General features: G+C 63.2%; 17 protein-coding genes and 1 pseudogene. 4 read left to right on the forward strand and 14 right to left on the reverse strand.

What is annotated here, in order from left to right:
• Positions 1-31: 31 nt before the first annotated feature.
• Positions 32-1,462 (forward strand): ATP-binding protein, encoded by a 1,431-nt coding sequence (locus Q8R75_RS16775; RefSeq protein ID WP_305626018.1) that lies wholly within the window; start codon positions 32-34, stop codon positions 1,460-1,462.
• On the opposite strand, the gene Q8R75_RS16780 is transcribed toward Q8R75_RS16775, so the two are convergent.
• On the reverse strand, positions 1,456-2,244 hold the full coding sequence (locus tag Q8R75_RS16780; RefSeq protein ID WP_305626017.1) for a SapC family protein: 789 nt from the start codon (positions 2,242-2,244) through the stop codon (positions 1,456-1,458). The two genes, Q8R75_RS16775 and Q8R75_RS16780, sit on opposite strands and share 7 nt — an antisense overlap.
• A 168-nt stretch (positions 2,245-2,412) precedes the next feature.
• Between Q8R75_RS16780 and Q8R75_RS16785 the strand changes: the two genes are divergently transcribed.
• Complete coding sequence (locus Q8R75_RS16785; RefSeq protein ID WP_305611360.1) at positions 2,413-2,814, forward strand: group II truncated hemoglobin; 402 nt, start codon at positions 2,413-2,415, stop codon at positions 2,812-2,814.
• A 238-nt stretch (positions 2,815-3,052) separates the two neighbouring features.
• On the opposite strand, the gene Q8R75_RS16790 is transcribed toward Q8R75_RS16785, so the two are convergent.
• Both Q8R75_RS16790 and Q8R75_RS16795 read right to left on the reverse strand, forming a co-directional pair.
• Positions 3,053-3,484, reverse strand: a complete 432-nt coding sequence (locus tag Q8R75_RS16790; protein WP_305611358.1) for a putative toxin-antitoxin system toxin component, PIN family — start codon at positions 3,482-3,484, stop codon at positions 3,053-3,055.
• 6 nt (positions 3,485-3,490) lie between these two features.
• Positions 3,491-3,784, reverse strand: coding sequence for a type II toxin-antitoxin system prevent-host-death family antitoxin (locus Q8R75_RS16795; RefSeq protein WP_305611356.1), 294 nt, complete (start codon positions 3,782-3,784; stop codon positions 3,491-3,493).
• A gap of 410 nt (positions 3,785-4,194) precedes the next feature.
• Here Q8R75_RS16795 and Q8R75_RS16800 point away from each other — a divergent pair, with 410 nt between their 5' ends.
• Positions 4,195-6,276, forward strand: a complete 2,082-nt coding sequence (locus Q8R75_RS16800; RefSeq protein ID WP_305613879.1) for a TonB-dependent receptor — start codon at positions 4,195-4,197, stop codon at positions 6,274-6,276.
• 69 nt (positions 6,277-6,345) lie between these two features.
• Positions 6,346-6,843: a hypothetical protein gene (locus Q8R75_RS16805; protein WP_305613878.1), complete on the forward strand. Its 498-nt coding sequence runs from the start codon at positions 6,346-6,348 to the stop codon at positions 6,841-6,843.
• Here the strand turns inward: Q8R75_RS16805 and Q8R75_RS16810 are convergent.
• The 11 genes and pseudogenes from Q8R75_RS16810 to sucD all read right to left on the reverse strand — a co-directional run bounded on the left by Q8R75_RS16810 (position 6,825) and on the right by sucD (position 23,883).
• The gene (locus Q8R75_RS16810) at positions 6,825-8,060 is read right to left on the reverse strand and encodes a hypothetical protein (RefSeq protein WP_305626016.1); all 1,236 of its coding nucleotides are present in this window, start codon (positions 8,058-8,060) and stop codon (positions 6,825-6,827) included. The two genes, Q8R75_RS16805 and Q8R75_RS16810, sit on opposite strands and share 19 nt — an antisense overlap.
• Positions 8,057-9,883 carry a DUF262 domain-containing protein gene (locus Q8R75_RS16815; protein ID WP_305626015.1) on the reverse strand — a complete coding sequence of 609 codons (1,827 nt, stop codon included), beginning with the start codon at positions 9,881-9,883 and terminating at the stop codon, positions 8,057-8,059. Before Q8R75_RS16815 ends, Q8R75_RS16810 begins: the two co-directional genes overlap by 4 nt.
• Positions 9,880-10,995, reverse strand: coding sequence for a PDDEXK nuclease domain-containing protein (locus tag Q8R75_RS16820; RefSeq protein WP_305626014.1), 1,116 nt, complete (start codon positions 10,993-10,995; stop codon positions 9,880-9,882). Before Q8R75_RS16820 ends, Q8R75_RS16815 begins: the two co-directional genes overlap by 4 nt.
• Complete coding sequence (locus Q8R75_RS16825; RefSeq protein WP_305626013.1) at positions 10,992-13,295, reverse strand: class I SAM-dependent DNA methyltransferase; 2,304 nt, start codon at positions 13,293-13,295, stop codon at positions 10,992-10,994. Before Q8R75_RS16825 ends, Q8R75_RS16820 begins: the two co-directional genes overlap by 4 nt.
• Positions 13,296-13,644: 349 nt before the next feature.
• Positions 13,645-13,953 carry a hypothetical protein gene (locus Q8R75_RS16830; RefSeq protein WP_305663797.1) on the reverse strand — a complete coding sequence of 103 codons (309 nt, stop codon included), beginning with the start codon at positions 13,951-13,953 and terminating at the stop codon, positions 13,645-13,647.
• A gap of 279 nt (positions 13,954-14,232) precedes the next feature.
• Entirely contained in the window at positions 14,233-16,566 is a 2,334-nt protein-coding gene (locus Q8R75_RS16835) for an SEC-C metal-binding domain-containing protein (protein ID WP_305626011.1), read from the reverse strand.
• Positions 16,567-16,584: 18 nt separating this feature from the next.
• A pseudogene (locus Q8R75_RS16840) lies at positions 16,585-17,258 on the reverse strand (hypothetical protein).
• A gap of 61 nt (positions 17,259-17,319) precedes the next feature.
• Positions 17,320-18,993: a formate--tetrahydrofolate ligase gene (locus Q8R75_RS16845; protein WP_305626010.1), complete on the reverse strand. Its 1,674-nt coding sequence runs from the start codon at positions 18,991-18,993 to the stop codon at positions 17,320-17,322.
• Positions 18,994-19,089: 96 nt separating this feature from the next.
• A complete protein-coding gene (locus tag Q8R75_RS16850) occupies positions 19,090-20,067 on the reverse strand; it encodes a CoA ester lyase (RefSeq protein WP_069037546.1) in 978 nt (325 codons plus the stop codon).
• Positions 20,068-20,136: 69 nt separating this feature from the next.
• Positions 20,137-22,890, reverse strand: coding sequence for a phosphoenolpyruvate carboxylase (locus Q8R75_RS16855; protein WP_305612444.1), 2,754 nt, complete (start codon positions 22,888-22,890; stop codon positions 20,137-20,139).
• Positions 22,891-22,995: 105 nt separating this feature from the next.
• Positions 22,996-23,883, reverse strand: coding sequence for a succinate--CoA ligase subunit alpha (gene sucD / locus Q8R75_RS16860; protein ID WP_305612443.1), 888 nt, complete (start codon positions 23,881-23,883; stop codon positions 22,996-22,998).
• Positions 23,884-23,906: the final 23 nt, after the last annotated feature.

The following is a 23,906-nucleotide window of genomic DNA, read 5'->3' on the forward strand; positions in this document are numbered from 1 at the left end:
CTTCGACCGGCTGCGCGCCGGCGTTTTACCCGTGGTAAGGCGCACGCGTCGCCGCGGCAGGTTCGCCCGGCTGACCAGTCAGGCCCTGCGCGCGCCGCTGCGCCGATTTCCGCTGCTGCCGCGCACATTGCTGGCGCGCACTTTCCTGCTGCTGGCCGGCCTGCTGACCGCCTCGGTACTCGCGTGGTCGGGCATCTACGCCTGGCTGGAGCGCGCGCCACGTGCGCAGCAGGCGGCGCAGATCATCATCAGCGTCATCAACCTCACCCGTGCTTCGCTGGTCAGCGCCGACCCGCAGCGACGCGTCGAACTGTTGACCGACCTGTCGATGCGCGAAGGCCTGCGCATCTATCTCGACGGCGACATTCCGGGTTTCGACCCGATCCCCGGCGACCGCTCCCTGGCTGCCATCGAGGACGAACTGCGCAAGCGGCTCGACCCGCGCACCCGCATTGTCGTATCGCGCGGCATCCAGACCGGACTGTTTGTCAGCTTCAGCATCTCCGACGGCGAAGGCCTCGACGATTACTGGCTCATGCTGCCGCGCAACCGCATCGAGCGCCCGCTGGCGCTCGAAGTGGTCGGCTGGGGCACCGCCGCGCTGCTGCTCGCGCTCGGGGGCGCCTTCCTGATCGTGCGCCGGGTGACCCGGCCGCTGTCGGCGATGAAGCGCGCGGCCCGCGCGATCGGTCGCGGCGAGCGCCCCGCTCCGCTGCCCGAACACGGCGCCGAGGAACTGGCCGAAGTGGCGCATGCGTTCAACCAGATGGCCGACGATCTGGCGCGCATGGAAGACGAGCGCGCGCTCATTCTGGCCGGCATTTCGCACGACCTGCGCACGCCGCTGACCCGACTGCGGCTCGACATGGAAATGGCCGGGCTTGACCCGGACACGGTGCGCGACATGAGCGCCGACATCGATGACATGGACAAGATCATCGGCCAGTTTCTCGACTTCGCCCGCATGACCACCGGCGAAGAACCGGTCGAAGGCGATCTGGCCAGCCTCGTGCTGGAAGCGGCCCAGGCCTACACCCGGCACGGCTTCGCGGTCAGCGCAGCGCGGCTCGATCCGGTGCCGGCCTTGCGCTTTCGCCCGCTCGCCATCCGCCGTTGCCTGAACAATCTGATCGACAACGCGCTGCGTCACGCCGGTGAAGACAAGCCTATCGAACTGTCATGCGTGGTGGACGGACCGGTCGCCTGCATCGACGTGAGCGACCGCGGCCCGGGCATACCGCCCGAGCAGATCGACCGTCTGAAGCGGCCCTTCACGCGACTGGACAATTCGCGCACCGGACAGAGCGGCGCCGGACTGGGTCTGGCCATCGTCGAGCGCACCTTGCGTGCGCACGGCGGCCGGTTCGAACTGCTGCAGCGCGAGGGCGGCGGGCTGATCGCCCGCCTGCAACTGCCGCTGACCCCACCGGCAGCAGCCAGCCGTGACCGGCAGAATCAGTGAACGCTGCCTGATTCGGTCGCCGTGACAGTCGCATCATCGGCCGCTGCGGCCGGTGCGTCACCGCCGCGCTGCGCCGTGCGGTCCAGCAGCACGCGCAGATGGCCGAGCGACAGCAGTTGCGCATAGACCAGACCCATCCAGCCGCGGCGGAACAGATCGACCGCCGCCGCCGCCGACAGTGATTGCAGCTTCGCTTCGTCGATCACCCACAGCCCATCGAGGCGGAACTTGCGACCGTCCTTCAGTTCGGCCATCGCGCTCATTTCGTTCAGCAGGCCAAGCTGTTCGACCTCGCGGCAGAACTCCGCCGTGCGCTGCGCCTCGTTCTGGTAACCCTGCACGAACGCCAGCGCATTCTTCAGGAAGGGCGTTTCGGCGCCGTTCTCGTCAAACAGTCGTTCGCCCTCTTCCTTGTTGAAGCCCGGAAACTGTTCGTCCATGCACACCAGCAGCTTGTCGGGGGCCGTGTTGTCCTGCACCGCGACGAAAGGGTAGCGGCGCACGAAGGCGGGCACGTAGCGTGCGTCCCACTTGCCTTCGTCGTTCAGATAGAGGTTTTCCGCGTCGCGCAGACCGAGCAGCGCCACCGGTACCAGACCGCCCGGCAGCCGTGCGAACACGATCGGGTACTCGCGCGCCACATCGCCGAACTCGACCAGCGCCAGCGGCACGCAGTTGGTGCTCGCGGCGAAACGCAGGTTGTCCTGCGGCTTCAGGTGAAGGTCACGGTGGGTGTCGCGGTTCAGAACGACCACACTGTCGTAGAAAAGCAGCGTTTTCATTGAAATCCTTCCGGTGGATGGGAGTGCGCCGGGGCAGATTCTATGCCGCCCGCTCGGGCCGCCGCGCGAAAAACGACCGCGCGATGCCCAAAGTCCGGCAGGCCGGAGCGATATAAAATCACGCTTTGAGGCCACCACCGGTAGCCGACTGAACACGCTCACCACCCCATGACACAGACCCAACCCGCCAGCACCACCTTCTACGACCACATCGGTGGCGCCCCCGCCGTGCGCACGCTGGTCGATCGCTTCTACGAGCTGATGGACACGCTGCCCGAGGCCTACGGCATCCGCAAGCTGCATCCGGCCGACCTGTCCGGCTCAGCCGAAAAGCTCTACATGTATCTGTCCGGCTGGCTCGGCGGCCCGCAGCTGTACATCGAAGCCTACGGCCACCCGCGCCTGCGCGCGCGCCATCTGCCCTTCACGATCGGCGAGGCGGAACGCGACCAGTGGCTCATGTGCATGCGCATGGCGATGGAAGAAGTGCTGCCGCCGGACGATTCCAACGCGCAGCTTTACGGCGCGCTGGCTGACCTGGCCGACCACATGCGGAACATGGCCGGTTAGCGACCGTCGGCAGGCCTGCCCGTCGGGGGAGGGAACTCCAGCCGGCTAACCGATGGCGCTCGCCCGCCGCGCCGCAGCGAACCTGGCCTATCGAAACATCTGTGCGAAGGCTGCTCCGCATCCGTGCCTCGCCTCATCGGGCAAGGTGGCGCAGGATGCTGGCGAGTATCTGCGGCACGCGTTGCGGGTCGCGGCCGATGTCCTGCAACAGCGCGTCGACCGTCGCCTTACCCGGCGCTCACAGCCCGCCATGGGCCGACCAGAAAGCGGCCGGCGTCACAATGGCATAACGATCCGCCAACGCGAGCAGGTCTTTGTCGCCCGTCACAAGGTAGTGAGCGCCCGAGGTATTCAGCGCGGCGAGCAGGGTGGCCAGTACCGGCTGGTCGTTCCCATAGCGAAGGTCCGGTTCGAGACTTGGCAGCGGTTCGATGACTTCGGCCTGGATCGAAAGCACATCGACGAGGTCGTCGATCTCCGTCGCCGTCAGGCCATGGCGATGCTCGAGGCGTGGCAGCACGCGCCGCAATTCTTCCAGTATGTATATAGAGAGCACCACGTCCACCGAACCGTGGCGCCACGCGGCCAGTATCTTGCCCGGCAGGCTGCCCGGATACGCAATGCCCGACAGCAGCACGTTGGTGTCGAGCACGACCCGCAGCGTTGCCACGAGGTCTCAGCGCCGGGTGGCCGAAGAACCTGCCTGCACCCGGTCTTGCGCGATGGCGGCGTCGATCTCGGCCATCCCTTCCGCTTCCGGCACGCCGGCAAAGCCGCCCTCGATGCGCTGGCACAGTGCGTCGAAGCGGCTCTGCATACGGCGGATGCGCTCGAACAGGCGGGCGTCGACCAGCGCTGCCACGGGCTTGCCGTCCTTGTTGATCACGATGCTGTCGTGGCGGTACTGCACCTGATTGAGCATCTCGCCCAGATTCTGCCGAAAACTCACTGCACTCGTTTCGGTAATCACGCCCCCTCCATTGCTATGACCATCATGATCATGATGGTCCGGCCCTCGTTGAGAATCAAGTGAACTTCAGGCATGTAGATGAACAGATCCGGGAGCCAACGGCACCGTGTATCAGCTGTCCATCTCGCATCACCCCCGAATTTTCGTTCGACTTCGCCCGGCTCCGAGCCTGCTTTGCGCGGAATCGGAAGCGGACATCCACCACTCACCCGCGCCTTACGAGCGCGACGGGTGTGGGCGGGCTGGCGTCAGCGGGTGAAGGCGTCCGGGATGCTGACGACAGCGTCGGCGCGCCATTCAGCTAACCTTGATCAACATCAAACGCAAATCATTCTCATAAGCTTACTTTTGTATAGATCTATTGATCAGGCGAGCCAGCGCATGCCAGCCAGCCCCTTACGGAGACTGTCATGCCCCTGCACCCGCCCCTGCGCGCTGCCGCACCCCCTATCGCGATCGCATTGCTGTGCGCCTTTCCCGCCGCACAGGCCGCGGACGCCGACAAGATCCTTCCGTCCGTCACCGTGACCGCTACGGGTTACGCCATGTCCGACAACGAAACACCGATCGCCACGACGGCGCTCGATCGCACCGAACTCGACCGGCGCGGCAGCGCAAACGTGGGCGAAGCGCTGCGCGGCGAGCCGGGCATTGCCGTCGCCTCGGACAGCGCCCAGGGACAGAACCCGGTGATCCGCGGGCTTGGTCGCGACAGCATCGTGCTGCTGGTCGATGGCATGCGCTTCAATTCCGCGCAGCCGGCCGGCGCCATCGCCTCGTTCATGTCGCTCGGCCTGGCGGAAATGGTCGAAGTGGTGCGCGGCGGCGCATCGGTGCTCTACGGAACCGGTGCACTGGGCGGCGCCATCAATGTGCTGTTGCCGCAGGCGAAGTTTGTCGATGGCGCGCGCATCGATGCCGGCGCCCGCTTCGACAGCGCCAGCGAAGGCCTGCGCGGCACCGCGGTCACGAATATCGGCCATGGCGATCACGCGCTGATGATCGGCGTGTCGACAGCCCGCATCGGCGACTACGACACGCCGGACGGCAAGGCCGCGCGCACCGGCTACGATTCCGATGCGCTGATCGGCCAGTACCGCTTCCGCATCGACGGCGAACAGCAATTGCGCGTATCGGCCCAGCTGCATCGCGACGAAGACGTGTGGTACCCGGGTTCGACCCGGCCGCACCCGAGCAATCCCGCCAGCCGCAGCACCACGGTGCGCTCACCCGGGCAGGAACGCAGCCTGTTCGAACTGGGCTACAGCCTGCAGGCCGGCGGCGACCGCCCGCTCAACCTTGATGTGCGCCTCTACCGCCAGAACATGCAGCGGCAGATCTTCGCCTACGCCAACTGGCTCGGGCGCGACATCGTCACCACCCGCGTGGACTTCGAAACCGACGGCTTCGACGCCCGCGGCGACTGGCTGGTCCATCCGCAACATCTGTTGTCGGCCGGCGTGAATGCCTGGGAAATGCGCGCCGACCCGAACCGGCAGATGGCGGCAGCGCCGGCCTTCGCGACCTTCGCGGAGAACGCACCCTTCGATGATGCACGCGTACGCGCCATCGGCGCCTATGTGCAGGACGACATGCGTTTCGGTGCGCTGAACGTGCTGGCCGGCCTGCGCCATGACAAGGTCACGTCCGACGCTGACAGCATGAGCAACGGCGCACGCACGACCGGGCTGGCCGGCGCGGACAGCGCACTTTCGGGCAGCCTGGGCGCGATCTACCGCATCACGCCGCTGCTGCGTCCCTACGCCAGCTATGCCCGCGCGTTTCGCGCGCCGGGCATGCGAGAGCGCTACGAATCCGGCCTGCGCGGCGACGGTTACTTCTACGCCGGCAGCCCGGAGGTCGAAGCGGAAAAGGCCGACCAGTTCGAACTGGGCATCAAGGGCAGCAGCGACGATTTCGCCTACAGCCTGTCGGCCTATCACAACCGCATCGACAACTACCTGACCGGCCGCATCCTGAGCGGTGCCGAAGCGATCGCCGCCTGCGGTGGCCCCAATGCAGCGAACTGCAAGAAGAACGTGAATCTCGGTTCGGCGACGATACGCGGCATCGAAGCATCGCTGCGCTGGCAGATCGCGCGCGGTCACTGGCTGAGCGCGGCGTATTCAGCGCTGCGCGGCGACAACGACGACCTCGACGAACCGCTGTTCCAGATGCCGGCCGACGAGCTGTCGCTGGGCTGGACCGGCAAGGTGCTCGATGCCGTGCGGGCCGACTTCACGCTGCGCCTGGTCGACCGCCAGGACCGCGTGGCCACCGTCTTCACGCGCGGCGCGGAAGATGAAACCGCGGGCTTCGTCACCGCGGACGCCGGTTTCACCATCCCGCTCGAGCGCTCGCAAAGCCTGCGCGTGGCCGTGCGCAACCTCGCCGACAAGACCTATCACGAACACCTCGCCGACGGCCTGTCCGGACAGGAACTGCGCGCCGTGGGCCGTTCGCTGCAGGTGAGCTGGCGCGGCAGTTTCTGATCCTGCGTGCGGGCGGCCGTGCCGGCGGCCCGCCATCCTTCACTCCATCACCCCATCGACACATCCATCATGAAAACACTCCGACGCCTCGGCTTCACCACCTTCTGCTGTGCCGCAGCCGCCCTGTTCGTGACCGTCGCCCTGCCCTCGGCCGCACACGACGCCCGCCACGCGCCCGCCGACGCCATCGACGCGCGCCACCCCATTCCGCTGAACGCCGCCGAACGCGCCTTCCTGCTGGCCGAAATGCGCGAATTCCTCGCGGCGACCCAGCGCATTCTCGCCGCCAGTCAGGCCAACGACATGAAAGCCGTCGCCGAGGCCGCCTCCAGCGTCGGCCTGAAGGCGCACAAGGACGACTTCGCCAACCCCAATTCCATGGTGCAGGACATCCGCAGGAAGGCACCGCCCGCCTTCCTGCCGCTGGGCCGCACCACCCACGCCGGCTTCGACGAAATCGCCGACATCGCCACGACGATGGGCGACAAGGATGCCGTGAATCAGCTGCTGGCAGCGAACCTGCAGAACTGCGTCGCCTGCCACGCGGGCTACCGCATCGCGGATTGACGCGCGGGCCTGCTGGCGTCCTTCGGGGCGCGGCAGGGGTCGGGCAAGGCGCTTTTCAGGGTGAGGCCGGGGCTGTCGGTCGCGCGTCCGATATCCGTGAGGTGTCCCGGATACCACTGACCAGAAGCCTTCCGATACATCAGCCGGGCTTCACTTCTGCGGCGGGCGCGAATGGCTCTCGACATACTGGCGAAGCACGCCGTCATGGGCGACTGCCACCCCTCGCCCGTCGACTTGAACAAGTAACTTCCTGTTCTCCGACTTCGGTCGCCGGCGCAGCGCCCCCGGCGGCGCTGATCGAAGGCATGGCACGCATCGGCTTCGGCATCACCCACGTCTATGGTCTGACCGAAACCTACGGCCCGGCCGGAGTGCAGGAAAACCTGTCCGAACAGATCCGCCTCAACGGCCGTCAGGGCGCGCGCTACCCGATGCAGGAAGGCATGACCGTGCTCGACGCGGGCACGCTTACCGAAGTGCCGGCCGACGGCCACACCATGGGCCAATTCCCAGTGCTCAGGAATATCGCCGAGCCAGGGGATGCCGGAGGGTTTGAGGGGGACGGAGGGGTCGAGGCCGCGGGTGACGGCGCGGTGGATGATGGCCTGCTTCTGTTCGTTAAGCAGCGCAATCACCTTCCGCTTCCCCCGGATCGCTCGTTCCAGCCGCCCGTTCGCCCAGTCCAGAAACCGCACAATCGCCACCTGCTCGTCGGGTGGGGGAAGCGGGATTGGTGCGTCAAGAAACGCTGTGTCGGTCAGCTGTAGTCGGGAAATCCAGACGCCCTTCGACCTGACCTGTAGCTCCCAGTGGATCGCTGACGAACGGACCAACTCGTGCAGAAACCGGGGATTGATCTGCGCTGAAGGACGGCTCCGATAGACGCTGTAAGCGGTGCTGATGATTCCATGATGCTGTGACACGCCCAATCCGCCGCCCCACGCCCAGAGAATGTTGATGACTAAGTCGCCAGGCCAGCACAACTTGTGACCAGCGTAGGACTCCGCCTTGAACATCGTCACATTGGCGCTGCTGCGAGGCACCACTCCGCGAGCGGAGCTAACGGTGAGAAGCTCCTCTCTGCCGGTCTTTGACCGTTCGTCGATGGTGGCCAAGTAGGATTTGCCACGCTTGGTCACCCAATGCCCCGGCACCTGCCCGAGCCACAACAGCCCCGACTCCTTGTACTCCGCATACGGCTTGAGGTCGGCGATCATGGCTGGCCTCCCGTCAACAGGTCAGCGGGGTTCCAGATGCGCTCGGCGATCTGCCGGTAGAGCTGACTGCGGCTTTCGAGGTCGGCTTTGTTGAATTCGGCCCGCGCCACGAACGGAAGGCCGCTCTGCTCCATGAAGCGGAGGAAGCCTGGGTTGCGGTCATAGCACTGAGCGTGCAACGAGCGCGCCAGCAGGTTCTGGGTGTTGTAGTGCGGTAGTTTCTCGGCGTAGGTGAGGTCGCCGTAGCTGGCGTTGAAACTCTTTGGTAGAAGCAGCAGACCGCCAATGCGGTTGCGGTGCTCGCCGAAGTCAGCGGGATGGCCGAACTCGGCGGTGTGGCGTTCGGCATGGTCGGCCCAGATGTGCTCCACTTCGTAGCGGGTTTTGCCCTCGCTCACGTAGTCGAGATAGCGCGAGGGTTGGCCGGACTGCGTTTCCACATAGTCGGTGAGGCGGGCCAGGATGCGGTGCAGGGGGTAGCGGTTCTGCTGGTGCATCCGCAAGCGGTCGTTGCTGGCGAAGGTCTCGCCTTCCTTGCCAAGGAACTCGTGCAGCTTGTGGGCAAGGGCATCGGCCGCAAGGCCGCGAATGTCACGCATCACCACGAACATGGCGTACTGCATGGTCGAGTAGGCGATGGTGCGGAAGTTCCACAGCCGCCACGTGAGCAGGATGTCGAGATACTGCGCCACGAGGCCGACCTTGCGGACGACCACCGGCTCGCTGTCGTCGGGACGTAGCGGCGCGAGCAGGAGCATATATTGCAAGGTGAAGCCCTGCTGAGCGTTGTAGAGCACGTGCTCCAGGCCGGGCACGGGCTCCTGCGCAGCCTCGATGAGCCGCAGGTATTGCCGGCTGTAGAAGTCGAAGTCGCGGTCGATGAAGCGGTAGAAGTCGTCGCTCTGCTTGAGGCCCACAGTGTCGGCGGCGTCGCGCAGCCAGCGGTGAAACTCGGTGCCGATGCGGTCGAAGTCCTCGGGCTTTGCGCCTTTCTTGCGCTCGCGGATCTTGGTGGCGTGCTGACTGCGGAACCACGCCTTGAAGCAATCGGATTCCACTTCCTTGCCCGCACCGTTGAGTTCGCGGATGCGGTCGCGCCAGCGAGTGTTGGCGCTGGTGCGCTTGGCCTCGTCGATGTTGGCGAGCAGGTAGCCTTTGAGCATGTCCGTGGGGCTGAGCGAGAGCCCGCGGTCGTTCATGGTCTCGAAGATCGTGTAGGCGTCGTCGTCTGAGTACGCGGTTATCTCGACGAGGTGGACGTTCTCCAGCAGCCAGTCGATGAAGTAAGGCAGTGCTGCTTCGCGCAGTTCCTCGGGGAAGCAGGTTTCGAGGTCGCGGTAGCGCTGCACGAGATTCTGTACCGACTCGGGGCGATCGGTGACGTCGAAAGGCTGACCGTCGTAGAGCGCCTCCATTGCCTGGGTGCGCTCATCGACATGGAGGTTGAAGGACTTCTGGTCGAACTTCTCGGAGAAGATCAGCTCGTCCACATTCACCTGCTTCGTCTGGTCCTTTTGCAGGTTGCGGAGGAGGATCAGCAGCAGCGTGAGACTGGTAAGCCGCTGCTGCCCGTCCACAATGTAGCCGACGCTTTCCTTCTTGCTGATGATGATGGAGCCGAGAAAGTAGTGGGGATAGTCGGCGACCTTGCTGCGCGGGTGCGCAGGCTGATACTCCTCCAGAAACTTGTCGCTCAGGTCGTCCACGAGTTCGCGGATCTGCTTCTCGTGCCACTTGTATTCGCGCTGGTAGTAGTCGATGGAGTACTTCACTCCCTTGAGCAGTTCGCGAACTGTCTTGGCCTTGCCGAGAATTTCTCTCACTTTGCCGCTCCATCGTTCTTGCGCATCTTCGTCCGCTTCGCTGACTTGCTCGCAGGCTTGGCCCTGGCCTGCTCCGGCGCGTTGAGGGCGTAGAACTCGTGCAGCTTGGCCGCGAGCAGTTTCTTGTCGGGCAGTTGGGTCTGGTACTCGGCGATCAAGGCCGGCGAGAGCGATCGACTGAGGGCGTATTCCACCACCTCGTTGTCCTTCGAGGCGCACAGCAGCAATCCGATCGCCGGGTTCTCGTGCGGCTTGCGCGCGTCGCGGTCGAGGGCCTCGAGGTAGAAGTTGAGCTTGCCGAGGTGCTCGGGCTGAAAGGCGGTGACCTTCAATTCAATCGCCAGGAGACAGTTGAGGCCGCGGTGGAAGAACAACAAATCGAGCGCGAAGTCCTGGCCGCCGACTTGCACCGGGTATTCGGAGCCGACGTAGCAGAAGTCGCGCCCCAGTTCGGTCAGGAAGCGTCCAAGATTCCGCAACAGCGATTGGTGCAGGTCAGCTTCGGAATGCTCGCCGGGCAGGGCCAGGAACTCGAGGAGGTAGACGTCCTTGAAATGGCTGGCGGCCGCAGGATGCAATTCTCTCAACGCTGTTGAGAGTTTTGGAGGACTCAGTACCGCCCTCTCGAAGAGGGCAGCATCGAGCTGTCGCGCCACTTCTCGGACCGACCAACGATTCTGCGTCGCCATCCGCAGGTAGAACTCGCGCTCCTCGGATCTCTTCGAGCGGCTGAGGATGTGCAGATGGGAAGACCAGGGCAAGTCTCTCAACAGCGGTGAGAGTTCTGCATCGTCCCGGTAGGCGACGAAGAACTGCCGCATGCGCCAGAGATTCTGCGGCGAGAAACCGCGCAGGCCAGGCTCGCGCTGCGCGATCCAGGCAGCCAGTTGCACGACCGTGCCCTTGGCCCAGCCGTCGGCCTCGATCTTCCGGTGTAGATAGTCACCGATGCGCCAGTAGAGTTCGATCAACCCGGTGTTCACCGCCCGCGCGGCCTGCTGGCGAGCGGCCCGGATCAACTCGACGATCTCGTCGAAGGCGCGCTCGACCGGCGCCTCCACCGTGGCCTTCGAGCGTGCCGAATTGCCTTGTCCGGCGGAGGTGTTTTTCATGCTTCGGCATTCACCTTCAGCAACCCATCAAGCAAGCCCTCCGCCTCTTTCTCGATGGCGAGGATGTCGGCGCTGATCTCTTCCAGCGTACGCAGGGGCTGCGGCTTGTAGAAGTGGCGCGTGAAGCTGATTTCGTAGCCGATCCGGGTGGCGTCTTCCTTGATCCAGGCGTCGGGCGTGTAGGGCAGCACCTCGCGGCGGATGAAGGCTTCGATGCCGCCCTCTTCCAGCAGCGGCACCTGTTCGGTGTCGCGCAGGTCGGAATCCGGCTCGTATTCGACGACGGCGGGCTTGCCATCGACGGTGGCCTCGAACAGGCCGCGCAGCGGGTCGGCCTTGACCTTGCCCGGCTTGTGCACCCTGGCGATGACGGGCGCCGCGGTGTCGACGCGCCAGCTCACGGCCTTCAGAATCTGCTTCAGATCGGCAGCGGCGAGCTTGATACCGGCCTGCTTGAGCGCGGCGTCGATGCGGTCGCGGAACAGGTTGTGGTCTTCGAACAACGCTTCACCCAGTGACGCTCGCAGCATGTTGGCGACTTCGACCAGGCGGCCGTCGCGCTCCCATGTCTTCGGGTCGAGCAGCTTCTTGCGCTTCTTCTCGGGCAGGCCCTTCTTCGCGCCGCCGTCCTCATCGTCGCCCTCGTCCTCATCATTACCCCAGTCGGCCAGGCGCTGCTCCAGGGAGGCCGACACATTGGCAAACCCGGAGAACAGGTCGTCGCCGAACTCATCGACCAGCGCCGCGCGGATGTCTTCGTCGCCGGACGTGAACCGCAACGTGTCGATGGCCTTGAGCGTGAGCTGGCTGTGCAGGCGCAGCGGGCGCTCGACCGTCACCTTCCAGTAGCCGAAGGCCGCGTTGGGGAAGATCTTCGATTCCGGGGTCTCCTTGAAATCGAGGAAGGTGCGGCTGATGCGGTCGATGTCGTCGGGCGACAGTTCGCAGTTCTTCTTGCCGAGGTTCTTGCGCAGCGGCTTGAACCACTGGCTGGCGTCGATGAGCTGCACCTGCCCTGTGCGGTGCGCGGGCTTTCGGTTCGACAGCACCCACACGTACGTGGCGATGCCGGTGTTGTAGAAGAGGTTGAGCGGCAGCGCGACGATGGCTTCGAGCCAGTCGTTTTCGATCAGCCAGCGGCGGATATTGCTCTCGCCCTGCCCCGCATCGCCGGTGAATAGCGACGAGCCGTTATGCACCTCGGCGATGCGGCTGCCCAGCGCCGACTTCCCGTTCATCTTCGAAGCCATGTTGGCCAGGAAGAGCATCTGCCCGTCGCTTGAGCGCGTGACCAGCGACAGTTCCTCGCCCGCGTGCATCACCTTGAAGCGCGGGTCGCGCATGCCGTCCTTGCCGCCCATCGCCTCCAGGTCCTTCTTCCAGCTCTTCCCGTAAGGCGGGTTGGCGATCATGAAGTCGAATTCCTGCGCGGGAAAAGCGTCGTGCGCCAGCGTGGACCATTCCGCGCCACCCACGATGTGGTCCGCGCTATCGCCCTCGCCCTTCAGCAGCATGTCGGCCTTGCAGACCGCGTAAGTTTCCGGGTTGATCTCCTGACCGTAGAGCAGACTTCTGACCTGCTGGCCGCGCCGGTCGCCGATGGCGGTCAGCGTCTCTTCGGCCACGGTGAGCATGCCGCCGGTGCCGCAGGCGCAGTCATAAAGCAGATAGGTGCCCGAGCGGATGTCGGCCTCGATCGGCAGGAACACCAGGTTGGCCATCAGGCGCACCGCGTCGCGCGGCGTCCAGTGCTCGCCCGCCTCTTCGTTGTTCTCTTCGTTGAACTTGCGGACGAGCTCCTCGAACACCGTGCCCATCGAGTGGTTGTCGATGCCGGCCGGCGAAAGATCGATGTCGGGGTCGAGAAACTTGTTGATCAGCGTGCCGATGGCATCAGCCTTCGACAGCGTCTGCAACTGGTTGCGGAATTTGAAGTTGTCGAGGATGTCCTGAACGTTCGGCGAAAAGCCGTCCAGGTAGTCCTCGAAGTCGGCCAGCAACTGCTGCTGGCTGCCGCGCGACTTGAGGTCGCGCAGCGTAAACCTCGACGTGTTGTAGAACGCCTGCCCCGCCGCCGCACAAAGCGCCGCCCGCTGCTCGGTGATGCCGGCGTCGTCGAGCATCTTGCGGGTACCGAGTACCTGCTGCTTCGTCGGCTCGAGCACCGCATCCATCCGCCGGATGACGCACATCGGCAGAATCACGTCCGGGTACTTGCCCCGCTTGAAGAGGTCGCGCAGGACATCGTCGGCGATGCCCCAGATGAAGGAAACGATCTTGTTGTGGGTTGCTTGGTCCATCAGTCGGGGAGGTTCGTCATGTACGTGGTGAGGTGGGGTGGCGCTTTCGTAAAGACTACTTGACGAAGGCTGCTGACGTTTCTTTTTGGGTATGAACCTGTGTATTAGGTCGTGCCGACATTGGGAGTGAGAGGTTCGATCTAGCTCGCTGGGCAAAGTCATCTCGAATGAGAAAAATAGGGGTGCAATTTATCACCCCGCGTTCTTGTATTCGTGCTCGGCCACCCATTGCAAATACACACAAATTACGCGTATCTTCATCGCACTGCGATCGTACTCAAAAGAATATACGGAAAAATTCTGCCCCTATTTTCCCCTCTGATATTCACGATCTGCCGCCTGTCTCTAGTTATTTACCTTGCAAGGCTTGAAAAAGACACTCTGAACGTGCCGCCTCCGCTGCTTTTACCGCTTTCGAAGCATTAATATCGGCGCCAATCGCTGCTGATCTTGTGACCTCCGCTAACCCGAATGCTTGCTCTGCGTATTCCGCAGCATCCGATGCATCAGTTGCGATCGATATTAATTTGGCGTTCAAACTGTCGATCTTTTGAATCGCGATAAGCATGAGTATTAGTACGAGCGTTCTATAGGAAAATACTAACGCCGTGCGATAGCGTTCTAACAATAGATTCACCAGGATCATCTTCATTCCCATGACAGAATAGCCGATGGATCGCTCCACAAGCTACGAGAAATGGGCCGACCATAAATATCCGTATCCTTCCGCGTATCATGACTTGTCCTGCGTGGCAATAGAGGAAAGACAACGAATACTCACTCGAAGGTAGAAGACTTATTCGTGGTCTGTCCCCGATTGTTCGCCGATTGTTCGGCCCCCGATTGTTCCGCGGATAGCAGACCATAAATTAGCCGTTAAAACCGATATAAAGGCCGTACAAATAATATCTGGTCGGTCAACAGTACCTACGAGCACTCAACTGCCGTGACACCTTTTGAACTTTGCTCCGCTCCCGCACGGACACGCGGCATTCCGTCCTATCTTTTTGCTTTTGACAGCAGGGATGACATTCTTTCGCCGATTGAGATTGACTGAACGCGCGGGGTTAGCCATTCGCGCGGCATCTTCATATATGTGGGCGTTTTCTTCCGTTCTCTCTGTCGGGGTGTGGACTGCGAAAGACTGCGCCGAAGAGTAACTTCCATCGGCACTAACTTCTGCCACGATGCCGACGACGTTGGACGCCTTGACGGTAAGCGCAGCTGCGCTGGCCTTGTTATTCACCTTGGTCCAGTCAATTGGGTGGTCATGCCTTAGAAGCCAAACGAAGAACGCTCCACCATCACCGGACAGAATGAAGTAGCGAGCGGGATGCTGGTTCAGAGTTTGTCGAAGGTCGGACAGCATCTTGGCCAGATTATTCCGGCCTTCCTCGCCTAGATCACGGATATGGCTCTCCGCCGAAAGCCACCCGCGCGCTCGGGTTGCGTCTAGCGCCCCAAGCAACTTCAGCACCTCAGCCGGGAAGTCTTGTGTAGGAAACGGCCCGTTTTCCCAGTCATCACCCTCGAAGCTTCTGTCGACGATGTCGCTCATGCCATCCCAGATAAGCATGCTCGCCTTGCCACCCTTCAACTGCTCGGCAATGTCATGATCGAAACGGTTCTTCTTCAGATACGCGCCCAAGTGGTCAAACTCGTCGAAAAGATGAGACTGGCGCATCCCCGCCACGGCTTGTCGCACCTCCATGTAATGGGCGAACTCGCCGGGTGTAGGCAGGAGTCGCTTGAGTACAAACAGATCGTCGATGGACAACGAAACGAAGGCATGCCTTCCAAGTAGCGGCTCAACCTGCGGCAGTTCCTTGCAGTATGCTGAAAAGGGCGAGAACGACTCAACGGTCAACCCAATCGGCACCATCACTCGGTATTCGGAACGGCGGACAAGGCCGCATTCTTCGTATTTGCCGTCCACCAGGCGATAGAGAGACACTTCATCCGCGGAATTCAGATAATTGAAGAAGCGCTCGCACTGCTTGTACGCCTTGAGCACCAAGTCCTGAACGGATTGGACGTGGCGGTCGAAATCAAGCGCTGGCGATGCAATGGTGGCGGCCGCACCAGCCTTGGCCTCAACTAAAAGCAGCACGTCATCTACCAAGATTAGGGCGTCGTTCTCGGACCATTGCTTACTGACCGGATTCTTGTAGTAGATCTCCTGGAGGACTGTGGCGCTTGGGAGCTGAGCGACCAGAATGTCGGCGAAGGCAGCTTCGCTCATCTTCCTCTGACGATCCTCAAACGTCTTCTTGTATTCCGGTTTTCGCTGCAGCAGATTGTAAAGAAGCGCGCGATACCCCGCATCGCGGGCGAAACACGGGTCGACGGCATAGTAGTCTGCCCCAAGCTGAATCAATGGTTTCTTCCGGGCGGGCAATGTCCGGTAGGGGGTCCCCGCAAAATCGCCCGCAGCGAAGAACTCCGTTTCTTCTCCGCGCTGATACGCTAGGTCCGCTAGCAGCGTTGGCGGTAGCTTCGTGTGACGGCTTACGTTGGTGATGCCGCCCCGAAACATGTCATCCATTGCCCGCTCGGTGGCTTTCGCCTGTTCCGCATTGGCTGCAACCCATTCCTCCATGACGTCTTCCAAAGGCTTATCCTGTGCCGCAGCGAAGGCCTGAGCTGCCTCAAACTGCTTCATGATCGCCATAGAAGCGTCGGCATGCCCTGAACGCGTGGCGTCAGCCATGGCCTGGAAGCCTTCCGCAATATCGGCGGCACCAACGCCATACACTTCTTGTAGGACATCATTGTGAGGCGCCAGAACGTAGCGGTAAAACTCGCGCTCCAAAACCTGGTAGCGGTTCCCACGCATCATGACCCAAGTGGATTTCGCGTGAAATTCAATATCGGCAGTGGCGGGACCGAAGATGCCATCTTTGGTACCAGCAGACGTGGCCATTGCGAAAAATATGGCCTGCTCTCGCAGTTTGCGGCCAAGCTCAAACAGCTCTGCGCAACGAGCTTCGTCGAATGTCATTTCCGCAGGAGCAGCATCTGCCGCGAGAACCGCGTGCACATACTCCAGCAAGAACTGGTTTTCGTTAATCAGTTCATCTGGGGCGTCCGTTTCGCACTGCCCCTCGGCGGCGCTTTGATCTGCCATCGCTTTCATCATGTACTGGGCATAGATGTAGCCGAGCAAATCATGCGGAGGCATAGCAACAATTAGTTCGCGGATGCGAGCGGAACCGGCTTCCATGTCCTTCAACAAAGAAGCGGTGACCTCATTTAGTTTTTTTTCGTCCAAAACTATTCTCCCGTACTATCAGTTGCTCTTACCCATGATCACCGTTCTGCGGCGCTTAGCAACCAACTCCGATGCCGTGCGCAGTGAGTCATCCTGAGTGTGAACCGTAGCGGATAAACATTGCCACGGTCTTGTGTGCCGTCGGCGCCATGCCCACCTTGACTGGAATGCCCGAGTTAAAGATGTCGGCGGCAGAGCGGTTACGAAAGGCGTGTGTGCCGGAGTGTTGCCCCAGCGGCCTTGGGCCCGGCTCCAGCCACAGCAACACTCACCTTCGGTGAGAGTCTTGGTCGGGCCATTTGGTGAGGGCAGGACGTAGGGGTAGCCGTCCCGGCGTGCTGGGCTTGTTACGTACGTTGGAGTAGTCCTCCATGAACTTCAGACACAACTCCTTGATCGTCGGGCCTTGCGTGCCGCTGTCTTGCCGGCAGCAGGATCGCTCCCCTCACGCAACTGAGTCATCCATTCCTACGCCGGCGATGGGTCTTTTCGACCGTCAGCTCCCCGTCCTGGCCAAAGGCACGCTCAAGGCGCTCGTCCGCGTTCGTGCGTCACTGGCGCACGAACACCTTACGGCCCGAGGTTGTAATCTTGTATAGGGAGTTAGTCACCAGCGTCTCCCGTAGTTTGATGGCATGCGTCTGAGGTTTTACCGCATCGACTGCGGACTTGGTGAGCCTGAGTTTTGCCATGATGAATGGTGAAAAGAAAAGGCCGCCCGAGGGCGGCCTTTTCTTTTCGGGGATGCTCAGATCAGAACAACCCCGACACCTTGCCGTGGTCGTCGATGTCGATCTTCTCTGCGCTCGGCACCTTCGGCAGGCCCGGCATGGTCATCATGTCGCCGCAGACGGCGACGACGAAGCCGGCGCCGTTGGCCAGGCGCACTTCGCGCACGTTCAGGGTGTGGCCGCTGGGGGCACCCTTGGCGTTGGCGTCGGCCGAGAACGACATCTGGGTCTTGGCCATGCACACCGGGAAGTGGCCGTAGTCGGCATTCCAGCCCTCAAGCTGCTTGCGCGCGGCGTCGGCGAAGGTCACTGCACCGGCGCCGTAGATCTTGGTGGCGATGGTGGTGATCTTGTCCTGCAGCGTGGCGTTGGCGTCATACACGAAGGTGTGCTGGCCGGGCGCGTTGTCGCAGATGTCGGCGACCATGCGGGCCAGTTCTTCGGCGCCGGCACCGCCGCTCGCCCAGTGGCGGGCGATGACGAACTTGCCGCCGAGGGCTTCGATGCGGCTCTTCAGCAGCGCGATTTCGGCGTCGGTGTCGAAGGTGAAGTGATTGACCGACACGACGCACGGCAGGCCGTAGTGCTCCTTGATGTTCTTCAGGTGGCGCTCGATGTTGCAGATGCCCTTTTCGAGCGCGGCCAGGTTTTCCTGGTTCAGCTCTTCCTTCTTCACGCCGCCGTGGAACTTGAGCGCGCGGATGGTGGCGACCAGCACGACGGCAGCGGGGTTGAGCCCGGCCATGCGGCACTTGATGTCGATGAACTTTTCGGCACCCAGGTCGGCGCCGAAGCCGGCTTCGGTCACGACGTAGTCGGCCATCTTCAAACCGGCCTTGGTCGCGGTGACCGAATTGCAGCCGTGCGCGATGTTGGCGAACGGGCCGCCGTGGATGATGGCCGGGTTGTTTTCCAGCGTCTGCACGATGTTCGGCTTGATCGCGTCCTTCAGCAATGTGGCCATGGCGCCCTGCGCCTTCAGGTCGCTCGCATACACCGGCTTCTTGTCGCCCATCGTGTAGCCGATGATGATGCGGCCGAGGCGTTCCTTCAGGTCGGACAGCGAACCGGCCAGACACAGGATGGCCATCACTTCGGAGGCCACCACGATGTCGTAGCCATCTTCGCGCACGAAGCCGTTGGCGGTGCCGCCCAGGCCGATGGTGATCTTGCGCAGTGCGCGGTCGTTCATGTCGACCACACGCTTCCACTGGATGAGGCGCGGGTCGATGCGCAGCTCGTTGCCGTGGTTGATGTGGTTGTCGATGAGCGCCGACAGCAGGTTGTGCGCGGCACCGATGGCGTGGAAGTCACCGGTGAAGTGCAGGTTGATGTCTTCCATCGGCACGATCTGGGCGTAGCCGCCGCCGGCCGCCCCGCCCTTCACGCCGAACACCGGCCCGAGCGATGGTTCGCGCAGGCAGATCATGGTTTTCTTGCCGATGCGGTTCAGCGCATCACCCAGACCGACCGTGGTCGTGGTCTTGCCTTCGCCGGCCGGCGTCGGGCTGATCGCGGTGACCAGGATGAGCTTGCCGTCCGGGCGGTCCTTCAGCGTGTTCAGGTATTCGAGCGACACCTTGGCCTTGTAGTGGCCGTACGGCTCGATCGCGTCTTCCGGGATACCCAGCTTGGACACGACCTCGCTGATGCGCAACATCTTGGCCTGCTGTGCAATTTCAATATCGGATGCCATATCGGTTTTTTCCGTGTAGTCGAGATGTGGTCATGAATCGGATGCGGGCGCGACCGGCGAGTGCCGATGCGCGCCCCCTCTATATATATGCAGCGATCAGGTCGCCGCGGCGATGCTGTCGGCCTTGGCGATCAGCGCTTCGGCCATGCGGATGCTGGCGATGTCGATCAGGCGCCCGTCGAGCGACACCGCACCGCGACCTTCCTTCGCCGCCTGGGCCATCGCTTCGAGGATGCGGCGGGCCTTGGTCACTTCGGCAGCCGACGGCGTGTACACCGTGTTTGCCAGTTCGATCTGCGACGGGTGGATGGCCCACTTGCCTTCGTAGCCCAGCACTGCGGCGCGATTCGCGGCTGAAATATAGCCGTCCGGATCGTTGAAGTCACCAAACGGGCCGTCGATCGGGCGCAGACCGTAGGCGCGGCAGGCCACCATCATGCGCGTCTGCGCGGCGTGCCACGGGTCGGTCCAGAAGGCCTGGCGGTTGCCGGCTTCGTCCTTGTCGCTCAGCACGACGCTGTCCTTGTTCACGCCGCCGATCACGGTCGTGCGGGCACGCGTCGAGGCGGCGTAGTCGGCGACGCCGAAGCTCATCGCTTCGAGGCGCTTCGACGACTGGGCGATCGCTTCCACATTGGCCATGCCAAGCGCGGTTTCGATCAGCACTTCGAAGCCGATGCGCTTGGTGCGCTTCTTCGCCGCTTCGATCTGCGTGACCATCATGTCGACCGCGTACACGTCCGCCGCCACACCGGCCTTCGGGATCAGGATCATGTCCAGGCGCGGGCAGGCTTCGACGATGTCGACCACGTCGCGGTACATGTAGTGGGTGTCGAGACCGTTGATGCGCACCATCATCGTCTTGGTGCCCCAGTCGATCTCGTTCAGGCCCTGGATGATGTTCTTGCGTGCCTGTTCCTTGTCATCCGGTGCAACCGCGTCTTCGCAGTCGAGAAAGATGATGTCGGCGGCTGACTTGGCGGCCTTTTCGAACATGCCCGGGTTGGAACCCGGGACGGCGAGTTCGGAGCGGTGCAGGCGCGGTGTGGCTTGTTCGATGATTGTGAAGCTCATGGATGTCTCCTCCGTTGATGGTGTGAATGTTGAATGAATGGTTCAAAACGATGAACAGGGCGCACCCGGTCAGCCGGTGGCGCCGAAACCGGCGGCCACGCAGTTGATCGACAGCAACAGCGCCTTGCGGAATTCCTCCTTGCGAGCCGCGTCGTCGGTCTGGCGGTAGGCGCGCAGCAACCCGATCTGCTGCCGGCTGACCTGATTGACCACCGGCAGGCGGTTACCGAGCTTCTGACGATAGTCGGGGAAACGCTCGGCCAGCGTGCGCGAACCGGACAGCCGAAGGATCTGGCTGCAGGTGATTTCGTGCTCGCGCACGATCATGCCGAACACCTCTTCGCGCACCCCGGCGTCGGCCACCAGCAGGCTGTATTCGCGCGCCAGTTCGAGATCGACTACCGCAAGCGTCTTTTCGACCTCGTCGACGATCAGCCGGAACAGCGGCGATTCGTTGAACATGCGCGCCAGCAGTGCTTCGCCGCTGGCCCCGCGCACGCGGGTGAAGTTATCCAGACTGGAGCCGACGCCGAACCAGCCGGTGATCAGGTGGCGGTTCTGCGCCCACGCGAACACCCACGGAATCGCCCGCAGCTCGGACAGCGAACGCGCGCCGAAGCGACGCGCCGGGCGCGAGCCGATGTTGAGCAGCGAAATTTCGTCGAGCGGGCTGGCTTCCTGGAAGTAGCTCACCAGCCCGGGGTGACCGATCAGGTTCGCGTAGGCGGCGTGTGCGGCGCCGGAGAGGGCTTCGAGCGCGTCGTCGAATTCGGCCACCATCGTGATGCCGTCACTGCGTCCGGACTTCAGCGCATGGTCGAACACGCTGGCCGCCAGCAGTTCTAGGTTGAATGCAGCCGTGCCCTTGTTCGCATACTTCGAAGAGATGACCTCACCCTGCTCGGTCAGGCGGAAGATGCCCTGGATCGAGCCGGCCGGCTGCGCCGCGATGGCGCGCCCGGCCGGCACGCCGCCGCGGCTGACCGAGCCGCCGCGGCCGTGGAAGAAGGCGATCTTCACGCCGGCTTCCGTGCCGACCGAAGTCATCTTCATCTGCGCCTTGTACAGCTCCCAGTTCGACGACAGGAAGCCGCCGTCCTTGTTCGAATCCGAGTAGCCGATCATCACTTCCTGCACACCGCCGAGCGCGCGCACCGAACGCTTGATCAGCGGCATGGCCAGCAGCTCGCGCATGATCGCCGGCGCGCGACGCAGGTCTTCGATGGTTTCGAACAGCGGCATGATGGGCAGCGCGCAGCGTTCGACGCCGCCCGGGTCCGCGTACAACCCGGCTTCCTTGGCCAGCAGATAGACGCCGAGCACGTCTGACACATTGCGCGTCATGCTCAATATGAAGCTGCCGAAGGCGTCGCGACCCAGGCGCGGCCGCAGTTCGGCGATCAGGCGGAACAGGCCCAGCGTTTCGCTGGCCACCGCCGGCAGTTCGTCGAAGTCGCGCGGGCCGCTGCGCGGCTGTGCCAGTTCGGCGAGCAGCCAGTCGCGCCATTCAGGGCCGGTCTGCTCCGGCGCCGGCGTATCGGCCGGCTCGCCGCGGCCGGCGCGCCACAGCGCTTCCAGCGTCTGGGTGACGCGGGTGGAGTTTTCGCGCAGGTCGAGTCGCACGGTGCTGAAGCGGAACACCTCGACCTCGCGGCGAACCGGGCGCACTTCGCTGTCGGCCAGCGCGGCCAGACCGCATTCCGCCAGGCCGGTTTCCAGCGTGCGCAAGTCGGCGATCAGGCGTTCGGCCGATTCATAGCCGTGACGCGCGCTGGCGTCGTTCGACTCGCCCAGCGCATCGGCAATGCTGTCGTCGAGCCGGGCCAGCATGCACACCAGGAACTGGCGGAACGGCTCGCCCGGATTGCGCGCCGCGATCGCATTGCCGTCGCTGCGTTCTTCGAGCGCCAGCGTCAGCGCGTCGCGGAAGTCATCCGGCAGCGCAAGTGCCGCCTCGGTCACCGACAGGCTGCGCACCAGATCGAACACGCTTTGCCGGTGACGACGCAGCGCCGCCAGCCGGCATTCGGTCAGCGCGCCGCGCGTGATGGCGTTGGTGACGAAGGGGTTGCCGTCGCGATCACCGCCGATCCACGAACCGAATTCCAGGAAACCGGGCAGCCCGGCTTCGTCGGCGCCGAAGTGCTCGGCCATCGCCTCATCGGCGCGTGCCAGCACATCGGGCGCGACGTCGAACAAGGTTTCATTGAAGAAGTGCAGGCCCCAGGCAATTTCCTGCGACACATTGGGCTTTTCAAGGCGCAACTCGCCGGTCAGCCACAACAGTTCGATTTCATTGCGAAGCGTGCCTTCGAGCCCGGTGCGCTCACGCGGTGTCCAGCGCGGCGATTCGAGATCGATCAGCAGGCGGTAGATGCGACGGTGCCGTTCGAGCACGGTCACCCGCTTGGCTTCGGTCGGATGGGCGGTCAGCACCGGCCGCACCTTGAGGCCGGCGAAGGCGGCGCGCACCGCGTCGGCGCTCAGCCCGGCCTTGCGCGCCGCAGCAAACACGTGGGCGAAAGTGCCGGGCAGACATTCGCGTCCCTGCAGCCGCTCGACTTCGCGGCGCTTGCGCATCCCGCCGTTCTGTTCGGCGATCGACAGCAACTGGAACAGGATGCCCTGCGCCTGGATGGCGCGGCCGAGCATCTGCGGCGACAGCCCGGCGCCCGATGTGCCGCCGGACAGCACGTTCAGCAATTCGGGATGATGGCGCTGGACCACATCGCGCAACAGCGCGAACAGCAGGTCGACGGCCTTCTCGGAAAAACCAGGCCCCGAAGCGTCGGACGACGCCGGGACGGAAACGGGATCACTCACCACGATGGACCTTCGCTGGTCGAGGTTGGGCGCTGCCCGCCGGACCGGAGCGGCCCGACGGACAGTGCAGCGCAGCGGATGGCGCCTGGATCAGACGTCGTTCGATCAGAGCTTGGCCATCATGGCGGCGACGGTCGTGCCCAGTTCGCCCGCACTCGGGGCGACCGACAGACCGTAGGAACGCATGATTTCCGACTTCTCCGCAGCCGAATCACCGGCTGCCGAAATGATGGCGCCGGCGTGACCCATGCGGCGGCCCTTCGGTGCCGTCAGGCCGGCGACGTAGCCAACCACCGGCTTGGTCATGTTTTCCTTCACCCAGGCCGACGCTTCCGCTTCCTGCGGGCCGCCGATTTCGCCGATCATCACGACCGCCGTCGTGTCCGGATCTTCCTGGAACTTCATCAGGTGATCGAGGAAGGACGAGCCGTTGATCGGGTCGCCGCCGATGCCGACCGAGGTCGACACGCCGATGCCCAGCGCCTTCATCTGCGCCGCCGCTTCATAACCCAGCGTGCCCGAGCGCGACACGATGCCGACCGTGCCCTGCTTGTAGATATGACCCGGCATGATGCCCAGCATGGCCTGGCCCGGGCTGATGATGCCGGCGCAGTTGGGGCCGACCAGCAATGTGCGGCGTTCTTTCGGATAGCGCATCAGGTAGCGCTTGACGCGCATCATGTCCTGCGCCGGGATGCCATCGGTGATCGAGCACACGAGCTGGAGGCCGGCATCGGCCGCTTCCATGATGGCATCGGCGCAGAAGGCCGGCGCCACGAAAGTGATGCTGGCTTCGGCACCGGTCGCTTCGACCGCTTCGGCCACCGTGTTGAACACCGGCTTGCCCAGATGGGTCGAGCCGCCCTTGCCCGGCGTGACGCCGCCGACCACATTGGTGCCGTACTCGATCATTTCCTTGGCGTGGAAGCTGCCTTTGTCGCCGGTGAAACCCTGGACGATGATCTTGGTTTTTTCGTTGATCAGAATGCTCATATCTAAATCCTCTTGTGCATCGG

It is taken from the genome of Methyloversatilis sp. (genome assembly GCF_030696805.1).
Taxonomy (GTDB): Bacteria; Pseudomonadota; Gammaproteobacteria; order Burkholderiales; family Rhodocyclaceae; genus Methyloversatilis.

Bases quoted from the DNA above. Each gene is read 5' to 3' on its own strand.
- Q8R75_RS16780 (WP_305626017.1), bottom strand. From the start codon at position 2,244: ATGAAAACGCTGCTTTTCTACGACAGTGTGGTCGTTCTGAACCGCGAC.
- Q8R75_RS16785 (WP_305611360.1), top strand. From the start codon at position 2,413: ATGACACAGACCCAACCCGCCAGCACCACCTTCTACGACCACATCGGT.
- Q8R75_RS16800 (WP_305613879.1), top strand. From the start codon at position 4,195: ATGCCCCTGCACCCGCCCCTGCGCGCTGCCGCACCCCCTATCGCGATC.
- Q8R75_RS16805 (WP_305613878.1), top strand. From the start codon at position 6,346: ATGAAAACACTCCGACGCCTCGGCTTCACCACCTTCTGCTGTGCCGCA.
- Q8R75_RS16810 (WP_305626016.1), bottom strand. From the start codon at position 8,060: ATGATCGCCGACCTCAAGCCGTATGCGGAGTACAAGGAGTCGGGGCTG.
- Q8R75_RS16820 (WP_305626014.1), bottom strand. From the start codon at position 10,995: ATGAAAAACACCTCCGCCGGACAAGGCAATTCGGCACGCTCGAAGGCC.
- Q8R75_RS16825 (WP_305626013.1), bottom strand. From the start codon at position 13,295: ATGGACCAAGCAACCCACAACAAGATCGTTTCCTTCATCTGGGGCATC.
- Q8R75_RS16830 (WP_305663797.1), bottom strand. From the start codon at position 13,953: ATGGGAATGAAGATGATCCTGGTGAATCTATTGTTAGAACGCTATCGC.
- Q8R75_RS16845 (WP_305626010.1), bottom strand. From the start codon at position 18,993: ATGGCATCCGATATTGAAATTGCACAGCAGGCCAAGATGTTGCGCATC.
- Q8R75_RS16850 (WP_069037546.1), bottom strand. From the start codon at position 20,067: ATGAGCTTCACAATCATCGAACAAGCCACACCGCGCCTGCACCGCTCC.
- sucD (WP_305612443.1), bottom strand. From the start codon at position 23,883: ATGAGCATTCTGATCAACGAAAAAACCAAGATCATCGTCCAGGGTTTC.